The 13,661-nt window shown below is 37.2% G+C and carries 15 protein-coding genes; 2 read left to right on the forward strand and 13 right to left on the reverse strand.

What is annotated here, in order from left to right:
• Positions 1-262 precede the first annotated feature (262 nt).
• From MLOOGBEN_RS20235 to MLOOGBEN_RS20255, 5 genes are all read right to left on the reverse strand, one after another.
• Positions 263-1,081: a DUF1444 domain-containing protein gene (locus MLOOGBEN_RS20235; protein ID WP_179160084.1), complete on the reverse strand. Its 819-nt coding sequence runs from the start codon at positions 1,079-1,081 to the stop codon at positions 263-265.
• A gap of 75 nt (positions 1,082-1,156) precedes the next feature.
• On the reverse strand, positions 1,157-1,471 hold the full coding sequence (locus MLOOGBEN_RS20240; RefSeq protein WP_179160085.1) for a thioredoxin family protein: 315 nt from the start codon (positions 1,469-1,471) through the stop codon (positions 1,157-1,159).
• Positions 1,472-1,486: 15 nt separating this feature from the next.
• Positions 1,487-1,978 carry a hypothetical protein gene (locus tag MLOOGBEN_RS20245; protein ID WP_256989196.1) on the reverse strand — a complete coding sequence of 164 codons (492 nt, stop codon included), beginning with the start codon at positions 1,976-1,978 and terminating at the stop codon, positions 1,487-1,489.
• A gap of 146 nt (positions 1,979-2,124) precedes the next feature.
• Positions 2,125-2,643: a DUF84 family protein gene (locus tag MLOOGBEN_RS20250; RefSeq protein WP_179160086.1), complete on the reverse strand. Its 519-nt coding sequence runs from the start codon at positions 2,641-2,643 to the stop codon at positions 2,125-2,127.
• Positions 2,644-2,705: 62 nt separating this feature from the next.
• Positions 2,706-3,779: a M42 family metallopeptidase gene (locus MLOOGBEN_RS20255; protein ID WP_179160087.1), complete on the reverse strand. Its 1,074-nt coding sequence runs from the start codon at positions 3,777-3,779 to the stop codon at positions 2,706-2,708.
• Positions 3,780-3,948: 169 nt separating this feature from the next.
• Between MLOOGBEN_RS20255 and MLOOGBEN_RS20260 the strand changes: the two genes are divergently transcribed.
• Positions 3,949-4,275, forward strand: a complete 327-nt coding sequence (locus tag MLOOGBEN_RS20260; protein ID WP_179160088.1) for a PepSY domain-containing protein — start codon at positions 3,949-3,951, stop codon at positions 4,273-4,275.
• A 49-nt stretch (positions 4,276-4,324) separates the two neighbouring features.
• Here the strand turns inward: MLOOGBEN_RS20260 and MLOOGBEN_RS20265 are convergent, their stop codons facing one another.
• Both MLOOGBEN_RS20265 and trmB read right to left on the reverse strand, forming a co-directional pair.
• Positions 4,325-5,164 carry a YtnP family quorum-quenching lactonase gene (locus tag MLOOGBEN_RS20265; RefSeq protein ID WP_179160089.1) on the reverse strand — a complete coding sequence of 280 codons (840 nt, stop codon included), beginning with the start codon at positions 5,162-5,164 and terminating at the stop codon, positions 4,325-4,327.
• Positions 5,165-5,240: 76 nt separating this feature from the next.
• Positions 5,241-5,882 (reverse strand): tRNA (guanosine(46)-N7)-methyltransferase TrmB, encoded by a 642-nt coding sequence (gene trmB, locus MLOOGBEN_RS20270; protein WP_179160090.1) that lies wholly within the window; start codon positions 5,880-5,882, stop codon positions 5,241-5,243.
• A 134-nt stretch (positions 5,883-6,016) separates the two neighbouring features.
• Here trmB and MLOOGBEN_RS20275 point away from each other — a divergent pair, with 134 nt between their 5' ends.
• Complete coding sequence (locus tag MLOOGBEN_RS20275) at positions 6,017-6,295, forward strand: YtzH-like family protein (protein ID WP_179160091.1); 279 nt, start codon at positions 6,017-6,019, stop codon at positions 6,293-6,295.
• Here the strand turns inward: MLOOGBEN_RS20275 and MLOOGBEN_RS20280 are convergent, their stop codons facing one another.
• From MLOOGBEN_RS20280 to pepV, 6 genes are all read right to left on the reverse strand, one after another.
• Positions 6,296-7,069, reverse strand: a complete 774-nt coding sequence (locus tag MLOOGBEN_RS20280; protein ID WP_179160092.1) for a phosphotransferase family protein — start codon at positions 7,067-7,069, stop codon at positions 6,296-6,298.
• Between the two features lie 186 nt (positions 7,070-7,255).
• Complete coding sequence (gene pulA / locus MLOOGBEN_RS20285; RefSeq protein ID WP_179160093.1) at positions 7,256-9,403, reverse strand: type I pullulanase; 2,148 nt, start codon at positions 9,401-9,403, stop codon at positions 7,256-7,258.
• A gap of 36 nt (positions 9,404-9,439) precedes the next feature.
• Complete coding sequence (locus MLOOGBEN_RS20290; RefSeq protein WP_179160094.1) at positions 9,440-10,372, reverse strand: diacylglycerol/lipid kinase family protein; 933 nt, start codon at positions 10,370-10,372, stop codon at positions 9,440-9,442.
• 31 nt (positions 10,373-10,403) lie between these two features.
• Positions 10,404-10,967 carry an RNA 2',3'-cyclic phosphodiesterase gene (gene thpR / locus MLOOGBEN_RS20295; protein WP_256989197.1) on the reverse strand — a complete coding sequence of 188 codons (564 nt, stop codon included), beginning with the start codon at positions 10,965-10,967 and terminating at the stop codon, positions 10,404-10,406.
• 106 nt (positions 10,968-11,073) lie between these two features.
• Entirely contained in the window at positions 11,074-11,943 is an 870-nt protein-coding gene (gene dat, locus MLOOGBEN_RS20300) for a D-amino-acid transaminase (protein WP_179160096.1), read from the reverse strand.
• Between the two features lie 26 nt (positions 11,944-11,969).
• Complete coding sequence (gene pepV / locus MLOOGBEN_RS20305; protein WP_256989198.1) at positions 11,970-13,385, reverse strand: dipeptidase PepV; 1,416 nt, start codon at positions 13,383-13,385, stop codon at positions 11,970-11,972.
• Positions 13,386-13,661: the final 276 nt, after the last annotated feature.

Below are 13,661 nucleotides of genomic sequence, written 5' to 3' on the forward strand. Positions count from 1 at the left end.
AGCTGCCCTTTAGGATACTGATAAGATATTTTTGTATCTAAATGCTGCCCCCCTTCTACTATCCTATGAGGAAATGACCGCACCGGCTGCTTGTTATGTATGTCATATTCAGCATATTCATCTTGATTGTCCTTTATAAACCTTTGAAAAAAGTTTTGGATCCAGCTCAAAACTATCACTCTTTCTACTTTTCTATCACTCTATTTTAACAGGTATTATTATTTTTTCGACATAAAATCTTAGAATAAGCAAAAAAGACCACTTACCGTGATCCTCTTTCGTCTTTATTGCCTGTCTTTCCTAAGATAAATATTGGTTCTAGTTCTCCATCCTCATACAAAAAGGACAACGCCGTTATGGGTACACGTCCACTTGCAAAGAAACTCATTGCCATTTGTGCTAAAACATCATACCCTGTATTGTTTTGAATATCAGCGATAATTAAGACATCCTGATGCGGAACAGCAAGGACCATTGTCCCTGTTATTTTTCTCTTCATATCATTTAAAAAGCCTTTATTTAATATCCTGCTTGCGTCATATCCATCGTTTGAATTAAGAAAATAAAAAGTATTCCCTGCCACTTGATCCTCTTTCAATGAAGTCTTTAAAGACCTGACATTAAATAAGGCGATTTCTTTAATCCGGCTTGCCTGCCATCCCTCTTTTTCCATGATTCGTGAATCAATTAATCGGTAAGTTGTCCCCATATCATAAGCATAATATATTTTTGTTTCAGCGGTGTGCTCCTCTGTTAAGAATGGAACCCCTTCCTCCGCTTCAATAGGGAAAGACGTTGAGCGTATAACTGGAAAAATCTTTTTCTCATGGTCTGTTAACTGGACTGTGTCTGTCATGGCCCTTAGTCCCTCATCCACATAATAAACCACTTCATCAATTGCCTTATCTTTCTCTGAATGCCACTTAGCAACAATACCACCCAGCGAGATGGTTATTCCTTTTCCAAGTGCTTTATTTTCGATTCGCAGCTGATCCTTTTCTCGATCATATGTGATTAGCCGACCTTCCGCGCTTAAGCGTGATTCTAATTCTTTTTTCATTTTTATACTATCCATTTTCATTTTAATCCCTCCAGCCTACCCACCCATTGTACATTAAAAATCCCCCATCTCAAAAGATGGAGGATTTTAAGTGAATTATTTTAGTCCGTTAATAAATCCTTCTATTTCCTCTTGGCTTTTCCTATCTTTACTTACAAAACGACCAAGCTCTTTACCCTTTTCAAATGCGATAAAACTTGGAATTCCGTATACATCTAATTGTTGGCATAATTCAATAAACTGATCTCGATCAACATGGATAAAAGTAAATTCACTATACTTCGTCTCTATTTCCGGGAGAATTGGTTCAATAATTCGACAATCAGGACACCAGTTAGCAGAGAACATTAACATCGTTTTCCCTCCATCACGGAGTTGTTCAAACTGCTCCATCGATTCTAAATTTTTCACCGTCATCGCCTCCAATTAATTTACACTTTCTACCGATTTAACAATTTGCGTCATTACTGCCGCTTCATTTTTTAAGCTGCTCGTTTTAATCAAAGTAGTAATCTTTGTTCCGCCAATACCAATCGTCATTTCATTCATATCTTCTTCAAGTTTCTTTATGATTAAATATCCAAATTGGTTACTTTTCTTGAATTGTTCATTTATCTCTATGTCTTTATTTTGTGCTACTGTTGATTTATATACAACATCACTTACTTTATTTTCTTGAGGATTAATAAAAAGAATATATTGTTTTGATCCATTTTTCAAAAGAATATTATTTGGAGATTCATCTTCAATTTCATAACCAAAGGGCAAATAAAAGTTAATATCTCCACTTTTTTTATTTGTTTCTTTTGCCTTTTCATTTAGTGCTTCTTTTACTACTTCAATACTTTCTTTACTTTCTGAATTGAAATTTGATTTTCCACATGCACTCAGTAAGAAAACAGATAAGATTATAATCAAAATGGTATTAAAGAATTTCAGTTTTCTTCGCCTCCTATACGACAATTGTCCTATCTCTATCATACCTTCCATAATATTCAAAAGACAAGTCTTTTGTCGATTATTGTTGTCGAAATAGGAGGTATTTTCTGTATTTCGTGCAAATGTTAATTCTTAGAGGCTTTTTGATAGTGAAACTGTCCAACCAAGAGATTTATGATATGCGAAAACATCTCTGAACGATTAATTAATCCATTCGTAAAGATTCCAACAGCTCCTTCGTTCTTGCGGACATTTTCCTTCTTCGCATAGTCATCCATTACTGGTCCAAGTTCTGCTCCTGCTCTTAATCTCTCTGCAATCTCTTCAGGCAGGAGAAATCTCGCCCCCCCAGCAATAATCGGCAGCTTATCTTTTGAGGCTAGTGCCCCCCAATTACAAAGTAATAAACCATGAGCAGACTCTTGAACACCTCCCTCAAGCCCAATCCCAATATCACCATTTCCCTTTTCTAACGCGCCAACAGCACGGTTGATGGCCCCTTTAATTGTCTCATCATCGGAAAATGGCTGATCTCTTACACCAGAAGGAATGTCTAACGAAAGAAACTCCGTTTGTTGATAGTGAAAAGCATTTTTAACTGCTGCCACCTTAGCTGGGTTATTGGAACCAATAATTATTTTCATTAACTCCCTCTCCTTTACCATATAAAAAGAAGGCATCTGAATGTGCCTCCTCATTTGTTCATTTAACTGTTCGCCTTAATGGTATCTACAGTTGTTTGGTCACAAGCCTTTACAAGTTTTACGATTAGTTCTTTTGCTGCAGCATAGTCATCGATATGGATCATGGAGGCATGTGTATGAATGTAACGTGAACAAATACCAATTACACCGCTAGGAACTCCTTCGTTGGATTGATGCACACGCCCAGCGTCGGTGCCACCCTGTGAAACAAAGTATTGATAAGGGATTTTGTTTGTCTCTGCTGTATCTAGAATGAACTCTCTCATTCCTCGATGCGTCACCATGGATCTGTCAAGAATACGAAGCAGCGCTCCCTTGCCTAATTGACCAAATTCTGATTTACTTCCTGACATATCGTTTGCTGGACTCGCATCTAATGCAAAGAAGATATCTGGATTAATCATATTGGCAGCTGTTTGTGCCCCGCGAAGACCTACTTCCTCTTGAACAGTTGCTCCAGAATAAAGAATGTTCGGTAAGGTTTCATTTTTTACTTCTTGAAGCAATTCTATTGCGAGTCCACAGCCATAACGATTATCCCAAGCTTTAGCAAGTATTTTCTTTTCGTTAGCCATATGGGTAAATGGACAAATAGGCAGAATTGCCTGACCTGGCCTAATTCCAATTCTTTCTGCATCCTCTAGATCGTCAGCGCCAATATCAATTAACATATTTTTCATTTCCATTGGTTTATTGCGCTGTGCTTCAGCTAATAGGTGCGGAGGAATGGAGCCAACGACACCAATAACAGGTCCATTATTCGTCATCACCTGAACACGCTGAGCTAATAAAACCTGACTCCACCAGCCGCCAAGCGGTTGGAACCTTAGCATCCCATTATCGGTAATGGCCGTTACCATAAAACCAACTTCATCCATGTGCCCTGCTACCATGATTGTTGGACCATTGGGATTCCCTTTTTTAACTCCAAAAATACTGCCTAATTTATCTTGGACAATTTCATCTGCATATTGAGTTAACTGCTCTCTCATAAAATTTCTAACTAAATGTTCATTTCCAGGTGCTCCTGGAAGTTCTGTTAAGGTTCTGAACAGATTTAATGTTTGTTCGTTCAAAGTAAAATTCCCCCTTAAATGTGTTAAAAATCTATATGTATGTTTTTATCTTACTAAAATTCTGGCTCTCTTACCCACAATTAATTTGTCAGAAGGATTTATTATGTTCTGCATATTAAATGAGATATACTGGAAACAAGAGCAATATTGAAAATTTTGGAGGTGCCTTATGAACTGGAAATCGTTTATCCTCGGCGCTGCTGTTGGAGTAATCAGCGGCTATGCAGTTAAGGAAATCATTTCACAAAAAACATATGTTTCACCTGAAAAGGTTTTGGAGAATGTGAAAAAGCAATTTAACCAAAATGGACCGATTAGCGGCTCTTGGATACATATGGTAACCGAGCCTTTTGAGAAGCATCAAATCAAGTATCAGGTTTATAAGGGCGGAATCTCAAAAAGTCGGAATGGGGTAAATGAACAGTTCGAATTTATTGCGGACGCATCGACCGGCACCCTCCTAGACGTAAAAGCCTCGACAGACTTAGCCCTATAATGACAGAAGCCGTATCCATAAAGGTACGGCTATTTTTTATATCGTGACCTTATTTTACCCTCTTTATACTGTCTTGAATTTGCCCATCTGGTCCCCATTTGACTGCACGATAATAAGCATCATGGTAAAAAGTAAACCATACATCTTTATCCATCGCATATGCGCCCCATTTCTCTTTGGCGGCAATTGAATCCATTGGATAATCGTCGTAGGCCATGACCCATAGTGGATTTTTATGAGCATGTGTAGGCATTATGTCCGCCATATGGATAGCCATTTCACCCTTATCCTCGATAAGCATGATAGAATGTCCATTACTGTGACCGCCAGTATGATACATACTAATGGCTCCTAAACTCCACTTTTCATCAAAGGTAATAACCTGTGATTGAATTGCCTCCCAATTTTCCTTCCAATATGTACTTTTTGAGCGGATATTCGGATTTCTCATTTCATCCCATTCAATGCTTGAAGTGATAATCTTGGCATTCGGAAATGTGGATTTATAAAGTCCATCTTCCAGCTTCGTTAGCCCGCCAACATGATCATTATGCATATGAGTCATTAAAACAAAATCAATATCCTTTGGATTTAACCCTAACATTTTTAAAGAGCCATCCACATCTGATTCTGCTGTAACTCCAAAATTTCTAAGCTGTTTTTCCGATAGTTTTCCTTTTCCAAGTCCAGCTTCCAGTAAGATATTTTTTCCATCCATTTGGATTAAGATTGGATCTGTAGGAAGTTCAATTAAGTTATTTTCATTAGGGTGATACCTTTTTGACCATAATGCTTTGGGAACGACACCAAACATTGCACCGCCATCTAAGTTTGTCACACCACCGGCTAACCAAGTAAGCACAACTCTGCCAATTTTTAAAGTCTCCATTTCTTTCCCCCTTTGACCTAATATATATATTTTACCATATACAAAAAGGACAGTCTTTAATTAGACTGTCCTAAGATTAGTTCTGATACTTTACTTCGCAACGGTAGATACGGTTTCCCATTTCAGAGAATTTTTCTTCATATTCAGTCATGATATTTCCTTCAAATTCACTCTTATGAAGGTCAAGGCTGAGGAAGGTTAATAATAAACCATATTCAGAAAAACTCTTTAAAGAGTATTCAAACAAGCCTTGATTATCAGTTTTAAAATGAATTTCCCCTTTATCAACTAAAATGTTTTCGTAAAGCTTCAAGAAATCCTTATAGGTTAACCTTCTTTTATCATGACGAGTTTTGGGCCATGGGTCTGAAAAATTCAAATAGACTCTGTCAACATCATTTTTTTCAAAATATTTATTTAAATCACTGGCGTTTACATTCAGAAGCCTTAGATTTGGTAAATCTGCTTCGATTAATCGATCTAAAGCTGCAACGATAACGGAATCATAAATTTCTATTCCCATATAGTTGATATCAGGATGGGCCTTAGCCATTTCAGTAATAAACCGGCCTTTTCCAGTTCCTACTTCGATATGAAGAGGTTGTTCATTATTAAATACTTTGTTCCACTTTCCCTTAAACTCCTCTGGGTTAGCGACAATATATTGAGGATATGCCTCTATATATTCTCTTGCCCAAGGTTTATTTCTAAGTCTCATTTTGCCACTCCTAAATCTTATATTGTTTTTATTATTGGTAATAATGGGGTTTCTCATTAATGCATAAACAAAAAAAGAATTCACAACCTAACTGTGAATTCTTTTTTATTTTCACTTGAAAGGGTGTACCAAACATGCCATTAAGTCATCAGGACCAAGTTTCATTACTAAAGGATATATTAAATAATCATCAAACCGATTGCTGTGGGTCTGTTTCTGAATGTGAACAATTGGAACGATTAGTAAAATCTCTGATGGTTAACACACATATTGATCAAAATGTAAAAAGCATCTTACAGGAGGTATATAATTACAGTCAGCATGGTGCCGAGAGTGCAGACCTAGATGATCATATTCTTTCTAATCAGGATAACTTATCGCAATGGGTCTCAAATATTGATACCTACTCCTGATTACAAAAGGTCATTTAAAAAATTGATCCATTTATCCATTTCCTCTAGCCGCCCTTTGTTTTTGTAAAATTGAATGGAATAGAGAGTTTGAAGTGCCACATACCATTTCATTCTGAGTTTCAGGTTTTCTGTTAACGGTTTACCGTACATGGCTAACCAGCTAGTCCAATTATCTACAGGTATATAACAATAAAGCAGCATACCGAGGTCAATCGCAGGGTCTGCGATCATTGCACCATCCCAGTCAATTAAATACAACTGGTTGTCTTCTGTTAGAAGCCAGTTGTTGTGGTTGACATCTCCATGACAAACTACTTTTTCGTCACAGAAGACATTTTCTACCTGTTGTAATAGAAAACTCAGTGTTTCTATTACAACAGGTAACGATAGCACTTCTTCGTCCAAATCCACGACAACTGATTGAAATATCGCTTCTGGCTTTAGTGGCTGCTTTTCAAGCCTGCTTAGCATCCCTACCATCGGTTCAGAGCGGTGAATCTTCCTAAGCATCCTCGCAACATTTTCATGATTCATGTCATGAGGCTTTAATTCACGCCCAGGAAGCCATTGCTGTGCTGTAATCACATCTCCGTTTTCCAATCGTTTTGTCCAAACAAGCTTTGGGACGATTCCTTCTGCAGATAGTACTGCTAGAAAAGGAGAGGAATTGCGTTTTAGAAAAAGCCTTTGGTCCTTATAGCTAGCATAAAAGGCCTCTCCCGTTGCGCCCCCCGCAGGGACAATCTCCCATTCTTGTCCTAATATATGTTCCAAAATTGTTCACCTTCAATGTATGCCGTTCTCAAATGGGTATAGTAACTCCCATTTAGTCGTTATATAAGAAAAATTCTAAAAATCTATTTTAGAAAAATAAAAAAAGCTATTGGACAATTACACACAATAGCCATCTTATAAATTTTATCTCCAATTAGCTTAGGTCGTCAAGTACAACTGAATAAACTATTTTTTTGCTAAAATGGTTAAACAAACCGGTTCCAGCACCATTTCTTTTCCTAAAACAAGTTGTTTGGAGGAAATTTCCACTTTTTCATCATCGACGAGAACACTCCATTTGCCATCAGGGATCTGGATAGATTGTTTACTCCTTGTAGGATTAATCAGTAAAAGTACTTCGCGGATATCATGATTTTCATTTTGAATGCTATATCCGATGAGTGGAATTGGCAGCGGTAAATTCTGAATATAATTCCGTATCGCATCCCCCGTTTTTAGTCGGAAGCATGGAAACTGTTTTCTTATTTGAATTAAACCTTTAATATAGTTTACATTGTCTGAGTAAAGCTGCTTTCGATTCCAATCAAGCCGGTTGATATGATCCGGAGATTTGTAACTGTTCCCATCTCCTCGCTTGGTACGAAAGAACTCCTGACCACTGTGAAGAAAAGGAATGCCCTGAGATAGTATGATAAGTCCTGTTGCAAGCCTATGATATTTTATATGGAGTAATTCATCCATATCGGGTAGACAGGAAAGTAGTTTATCCCACAAAGTATGATTATCATGACATTCAACATAGTTCACAGATTGTGAAGGATTTGATAAAAGCCCGCTTCCTTCTTTATCTATTCCTACGCTCCCAGTAATGACCTCTTTTGCCTCCACATAGTAATGCTCGTTTCCAAGAACATACCCTTTATCATACAAGTAAAAAGTATTCCCTTTTATCGTATCGCGAAACTTATCATTAAATTGGGCTATGTCAGGAAGCTTCGATTGATTCCGAATGATTGCCTTTTTGTCCATTGCAAGCGGCGTATTCAGGTTCCACCCTTCTCCAATAATGAGGGTTTTCTCTTGAATGCTGTCACAGGTCTTTCTAACTTCCTTCATTGTATCAATATCCAAAATCCCCATTAAGTCAAAGCGAAACCCATCAATATGATATTCTTCCATCCAAAAGCGGATGGAGTCCAGTATGAACTTTCTCACCATTTTCCGCTCTGAGGCAATATCATTTCCAACTCCTGTTCCATTCGATGGAAAACCAAGTTCATTATGTCGAAAGTAATAACCTGGCACTACTTTTTCAAAGGAAGAGGTTTCCCGAATATATACATGGTTGTAAACCACATCCATAATAACTCTTATTCCTTGACTATGGATGTTATCAATTAATTGTTTAAGTTCAATGATTCGTGCATAAGGGTCCAAAGGATTGGACGAATAGGAGCCCTCTGGGACATTAAAGTGAAGAGGGTTATACCCCCAGTTATAATCTTTATTAGGCTCAGTTTCATCTACTCCTGCAAAATCATTGAAAGGCAGGAATTCAATATGAGTGATTCCTAAATCCTTTACATAAGACAGTCCCGTAGGTTCACCATCTTTCCCTTTTGTATTTAACTCACCAGCACCTAAATAGAGTCCTTTATGTTTGACACCACTGTCAGGGTGGATGGTGAAATCCCTGATGTGTGTTTCATAGATAATTGCATCTACTGGATTTTCAAAAGGAGGTAAGAAAGGTTTCTGTCTGCGGGTCTTCTCTAATTTCACAACTACCCCAAGCTCACCATTTGCTGTGACAGCAACAGCGTATGGATCAACAGATTCACGCCATTCCTGATTTACTTGGACTAAGAAAGTATATTGAAAAAGTTCTAAATCTGAATGAACAAGTACTGACCATACCCCTTTTTCTTCGCGTCTCATCTTAATAATTTCGGAGAAAGTGCTGTTAGGCTTTCTTAATTTTAATTTTACCTGAGCAGCTGTGGGTGACCATAATTTAAATTGTGTTTGATTTTCCATAAAACTTACACCTAGGTCATTCCCATCATAGAAAAATCGTTCATCAAATGACTCTGTTCGAATGACAGCACCTATTTGCAAATCGGTTTTTCCGCCATGCTCATCGATAATCCAATAAGGATGACCAAATGAAATTTCCTCTCCAAGCCGACAAATATATTTATTATTATTTTCGATTTGTTGTTTTTTAATAATTTGCAAGGTTGTAACTTTTTGTGATTCATCTGAAATTGAGAAAGTGGAAGACGATCCATGATGATAGCTAAGTGGGAGAAGGATCGTAATGATATTCATCTCATCTAAATAGGCTTGGAAATTACGGTCATTGGAGTTCATGCGAGTCCCCTCTTTCAGAACAGTTTCTCGTATACTTCACACCCTCGTTAATACTTTAAGTGTTTTTGCTTGAATATGAATATTTAGAGGAGTAAATCCAATATCTTCACCGTCAGCGTGGACAAATAATAAGGATGAGGATTGAATGGTAACCATTTGTCCTTTGAATGTTTTTACTTCTTTAAAATGGACATGTTTACCCCAAAATACACTAATAAAAACCAATAATAACTTTAACCTTGATAATCTATGAACTACTGTAATATCTAAGAGACCATCACCTGGGACTGCATCAGGTGCAATCATCATTCCTCCCCCATAATAGGGTTGATTGGAAACAGTTACAAACCATGTTTGTTCAAGTATATGCCTTTTACCGTCAATTGATAAATCAATTGTGGAGCATTTATAAGAAAAGAGTTTTTTAAGTAAAAAATACACATAAACCAAGCGCCCTAAAGATAATTTATTTAGCCATGCTTTTACTTTAGAGTGGTTTACTTCATAAGAAACTAAAGCGTCAAATCCTGCCCCCATATTATTTATAAAATAATGCTCAGAATGATCTTCCCTAGTAATCTTTCCAATATCTATGGAAGGTACTTCCTCATTCATTAATCTAAGAATCACTTTTAATGCCTCTTCGGGATTTGCCGGAATTTGAAACCCTCTCGAGAAATCATTTCCGGAGCCTCCAGGCACAAATCCCAGAGTGATATTGTTATATTTTGCAATCCCATTCATGACTTCGCTTATTGTTCCGTCACCGCCGACTGCAATAATGACTATTTGCTCATTATTCTTCTCAGCAATTTGTGCAGCTAGCTTGATTGCATGACCATGGTATTCTGTAAAGAAAGCCAAGTAAGGAATCTTATCATCCATTAGTTTTGTTTCAACTTTTCCCCAGACCTTTAAACTGTAGCCATTCCTAGCCTTTGGATTGATAATAAAATAGATTTGTTTCATACAACCAACCTTTACCACGTTAATTTATCTCTTATTCTAATAGGTATATTTTTTTCGGCTCGTATTTCGGTGTCTTATCAAGATGAGTTTGGTATAAAACTACCTCGCTTATGTTAAATAGGAGTGGTTCTGGCTGAAGCTCTATCCACACATCCAAGAGTTTTTTATGAAAGTGTTGATCTCCCTTCCACTTTCGGGCAAGGGTAATGTGAGGTTTAAAGTGTCTAGTTTCGAGTTGAAAACCCGCCTCTGTGCAAGCTGTAAACACTTTCTTCCTCACGGCCTCAAGCTCATTACTTTCCTTTGTGTCAAGCCAAAAAATACGGGGTGATTCTTCTTTTCCGAAGGTTCCCAGCTTGTTCATTTCTAAATAAAATCCGTTTCTCCCGCTTAAGGCTGCATTAACATTACCGACTGCATTGGACAGTTTTTCAGAAGGTGCATTGCCAAGAAAAGCTAATGTAATATGCAAATCTTCATGATGAACCCAGGTGCTAAATGGGAAGATTTCTTTTAATTTATCGCATTTTTCTTTTATGAGTAATTTTATTTCTTCTGGAATTTTAACGGCAAAGAAAAAATGTGTTTGCTGCATTATACTTATCATTCCTTTTCTTATTTTAGACTATTTTTTACATCAAGTATGTATTTTATAGCTTAATACAAAAGAAAACGTGCACCAGACAGTGCACGCTCTCATTCTAAATTACTTTATCCACAAGTAGACCACATTGCTTTTCAATTTCTTTTTCAAATAATCCTTGTAATCTTTTAGTGATTGGTCCAGGGACACCTGTTCGAATTTTCTTTCCGTTAATTTCGATTATGGGCATAACTTCAGATGTTGTACTAGACAAGAATACTTCCTCAGCATCTTCCAGTTCAGCCAAAGAGAATGTCCGTTCCTGCACCTTGATATTATTTTTTAAACAAATATCCAAAATCACATCTTTTGTTATTCCTTTTAATATTAGGTTGTTTGATTCATGGGTTATGACACTTCCATTTTTAACGATAAAAATATTAGAAGAACTGCCTTCGGTGACATCCTGACCGCGGTGCTGAATCGCTTCGAAACAGCCCTGCTCACTGGCTTTTTGTTTTGCTAATAGATTTCCAAGCAAATTTAGGCTTTTTATATCACAGCGAAGCCAGCGAATATCCTCCGTCAAGATTGCTTTTACTCCTGATTTTAGACTATCCAGTGGTCTAACTCCCTTTATCGTATAAGCGACAAGTGTTGGCACTACATTTCCAGTTGGAAATACATGATTTCTTGGTGCAGTCCCTCTAGTAACCTGCATATAGATATTGCCTGTTACAAGATTGTTTTTAATAAGAAGTTCCTCTAACATTTCTGATAATTGCAGACTCGTACATGGGATTGAAATCCCTATGCTCTCAGCACTTTTCACAAATCTTTTTAAATGTTCATTAATTGTAAACATTTTTCCATTGTAGATACGAATTACTTCGTACACCCCATCACCAAACTGATAACCACGGTCTTCTACATCAACCTTGGCTTCCGAACGCTCAATAATTTCCCCATTTAATAATGCAAATTCCATGTGTTCATTCCCCTTTTTATTTTCTGCTACTTAGCCAATTCATAGATTGCCTGAGCGTAAATAGCGGTAGCTTTTAATAGGTCATCGATTTCAATATATTCATCTTTTTGGTGGGCAATGTCCGGTCTTCCTGGAAATAAGGGGCCGAATGCCACTCCTGATTTTAATGAACGTGCGTACGTTCCGCCGCCAATCGCTATTAAATATGACTTTTCTCCCGTTTGTTCTTCATAAACCTTTTTCAAGGTTTGGATTAAGAATTCATTTTCATCCACATAATGCGGCTTTGTATCTTTGAATTTTTTTATCGCAAAGCTTTCTACCTCTAAAAGTTCATCCAGCTTTTTCTTGGTTTCATCCATTTTATTTGTAACTGGATATCTACAAGTCAACCCTACGCTGCCACCTGATTGCCGAGAGTATGAAAGTTTCCCAGGATTGAGTGTTAATTCACCTGAAACTTCATCAGAGTATGCTACGCCTAGGCTCACTCCTCTGGAATCATTAAAGAAATAGCGGGAAACGAATTTGAAATAATCAGAAGCTGAAGGATTTAGATCTAGTTTTGAAAGAAATTCCCCTAAAAATAAACCTGCATTAATTCCCTTCTTAGGCTCCATTCCATGTGCTGATACTCCCTTAACCTCAAGAATTAACTCCCCGTTTTCAACATGTGACTGGTATTCTAATTGGTGCAGCTTCATGAAATCTGTGAATCTCTGTACAACATCCATTTGATTTCCAATGATGTTTAGTGTCACCGTTGCATGGTCAGGAACCATGTTGTACCGTTTTCCGGAGGTAAAGCTTAGAACTTCAATATTACCTATTCCAACTTCTTCAACAGGAAGATTCTGAATGATATCAATATCAGCAATCCCTTTTTCAGCATTTATGATTGGAAAGTCAGCATCAGGTGCAAAACCTAGAGCAGGCATTTCTTCATTCTCAAAATAGTGATCTACACATCTCCAGTCGCTTTCTTCATCGGTTCCGATAATCATTCTAATACGCTTATTTACAGGCAGTCCGAGTTCCTTGACTATTTTCATTGCATAGTAAGCAGCCATTGTTGGTCCCTTATCATCAACAGCACCACGAGCAAAGATTTTCCCATCGCTAATTTCAGCAGCAAACGGGTCACTCGTCCAGCCATCACCTTCTGGAACTACATCAACGTGGCAGAGGATACCGAGGAGCTCCTCCCCTTCTCCAAATTCTAGATGTCCTGCTAAATTCCCCACATTCTTTGGTATAAACCCATCCTTCTCACCAAGAGAGAGCATAAAATCTAATGCTTCTTTTACACCTTTTCCAAGAGGAGCCTCTGTAAAAGTATTTTCTTCATCTAATAGACTCTTTATATGTAATAAATTCTGGGTATCTCTTAACAAGTCATCCTTTCTTTTTTCTACCTCATCCATCCAAATAAGCTTCGTCAATTATGTTGTCCCCTTCATACCTGCATTTGTTATTTATATCCATGCAAATATTTTATCAATATTCACCCAAAAAACGAAATAATATCCGTTATGGTTTTTTTGTTAAATTTACTAAAAATTCAATTAATTTGTCATAATCTTAACATTTATAACCATAGACTATAGTAAGAATCATGCAAGAGAGGTGAAAAGCCGAACAATAATTGTAAAGAAATGATGATTTTTATGTAAAAAATTCTCTAATGGTGGAAATTTTCAGAAATTACGGGTACAATA

It is taken from the genome of Bacillus sp. EB106-08-02-XG196 (assembly GCF_013396335.1).
Taxonomy (GTDB): Bacteria; Bacillota; Bacilli; order Bacillales; family Cytobacillaceae; genus Neobacillus.

What these genes read in the sequence shown, in the direction of transcription:
- MLOOGBEN_RS20275 (WP_179160091.1), top strand. Translation starts at nt 6,017, where the DNA reads ATGCCATTAAGTCATCAGGACCAAGTTTCATTACTAAAGGATATATTA.
- MLOOGBEN_RS20260 (WP_179160088.1), top strand. Translation starts at nt 3,949, where the DNA reads ATGAACTGGAAATCGTTTATCCTCGGCGCTGCTGTTGGAGTAATCAGC.
- MLOOGBEN_RS20290 (WP_179160094.1), bottom strand. Translation starts at nt 10,372, where the DNA reads ATGAAACAAATCTATTTTATTATCAATCCAAAGGCTAGGAATGGCTAC.
- trmB (WP_179160090.1), bottom strand. Translation starts at nt 5,882, where the DNA reads ATGAGACTTAGAAATAAACCTTGGGCAAGAGAATATATAGAGGCATAT.
- thpR (WP_256989197.1), bottom strand. Translation starts at nt 10,967, where the DNA reads ATGCAGCAAACACATTTTTTCTTTGCCGTTAAAATTCCAGAAGAAATA.
- dat (WP_179160096.1), bottom strand. Translation starts at nt 11,943, where the DNA reads ATGGAATTTGCATTATTAAATGGGGAAATTATTGAGCGTTCGGAAGCC.
- MLOOGBEN_RS20250 (WP_179160086.1), bottom strand. Translation starts at nt 2,643, where the DNA reads ATGAAAATAATTATTGGTTCCAATAACCCAGCTAAGGTGGCAGCAGTT.
- MLOOGBEN_RS20235 (WP_179160084.1), bottom strand. Translation starts at nt 1,081, where the DNA reads ATGAAAATGGATAGTATAAAAATGAAAAAAGAATTAGAATCACGCTTA.
- MLOOGBEN_RS20265 (WP_179160089.1), bottom strand. Translation starts at nt 5,164, where the DNA reads ATGGAGACTTTAAAAATTGGCAGAGTTGTGCTTACTTGGTTAGCCGGT.
- pulA (WP_179160093.1), bottom strand. Translation starts at nt 9,403, where the DNA reads ATGAACTCCAATGACCGTAATTTCCAAGCCTATTTAGATGAGATGAAT.